We start from the raw sequence: 1,142 nt of genomic DNA, 5'->3' as shown, positions 1-1,142 counted from the left end.
CTAGTGTCCTGCGCCTGAAATCCGCTTCATATCTGTAGCCTGTTCCCATGGCACGCATGGGTCGGCCGATGGCCGAGTTGACCTTGACCGGTGACGAGCGGGAGACGCTGGTCCGCTGGTCGAGGCGGGCGAAGTCGTCGCAGGCACTCGCCCAGCGGTGCCGGATCGTGCTCGGCTGCGCGGATGGGAAGACGAACCAGGAGGTCGCCGCCGAGCTCGGCATCTGGCCGCAGACGGTCGGCAAGTGGCGGCGGCGCTTCCTGGAGCGCCGGCTGGAGGGGCTCGCAGACGAGCAACGCCCCGGCGCTCCAAGGAAGATCAGCGACGAGCGGATCGAGGAACTCGTCGTCGCCACCCTGGAACGGACCCCCAAGGATGCCACCCACTGGTCCCGGGCATCGATGGCCGCCGAGATGGGACTGTCGAAGTCCACTGTCGGCCGGGTCTGGCGGGCCTTCAACCTCAAGCCGCACCAGGTCGACACATTCAAGCTGTCGAAGGACCCGCAGTTCATCGACAAGGTCCGCGATGTCGTCGGGCTGTACCTGGACCCGCCGGAGCGCGCTCTGGTCCTGTGCGTCGACGAGAAGTCCCAGATCCAGGCACTCGACCGCTCCGCCCCGGTGCTGCCGATAATGCCGGGCATGCCCGAGCGCCGCACTCACGACTACCTGCGCAATGGTGTGACCACCCTGTTCGCCGCCCTCGACGTGGCCAGCGGCGAGGTCATTGGTTCCCTCCATCGCCGACACCGTGCGGCCGAGTTCAAGAAGTTCCTCGCCAAGCTCGACAAGGAAGTGCCCGCCGACTTGGACGTGCATCTGATCTGCGACAACTACGCCACTCACAAGACCCCGGCGATCCAGAGGTGGCTGGCCGGCCACCCCCGGTTCCACCTGCACTTCACCCCGACCAGCTCGTCCTGGCTCAACCAGGTCGAGCGATGGTTCGCGCTGCTGACGGACAAGCAGCTCCGGCGTGGAGTCCACAAGTCCGTCCAGGCCCTGGAGAAGGACATCCGGGCCTGGATCAAGACCTGGAACGAGGACCCCCGCCCATTCACCTGGACCAAGACCGCCGACGAGATCCTCGAACGACTCGCCTCATATCTTGAACGGATTCCTGGCGCAGGACACTAGGTG

1 protein-coding gene is annotated in these 1,142 nt (G+C 65.8%); it reads left to right on the top strand.

Annotated elements, in window-relative coordinates; genetic code table 11:
* Nucleotides 1–56 precede the first annotated feature (56 nt).
* Nucleotides 57–1,139, top strand: coding sequence for an IS630 family transposase (locus ACWGKU_RS41115; protein ID WP_452181107.1), 1,083 nt, complete (start codon nucleotides 57–59; stop codon nucleotides 1,137–1,139).
* The last annotated feature ends 3 nt before the right edge of the window (nucleotides 1,140–1,142 follow it).

It is taken from the genome of Kitasatospora sp. NPDC054768 (assembly GCF_053612025.1).
The sequence above is the reverse complement of the archived record's forward strand: the minus strand, read 5'-3'. Positions and strand labels throughout refer to the sequence as shown.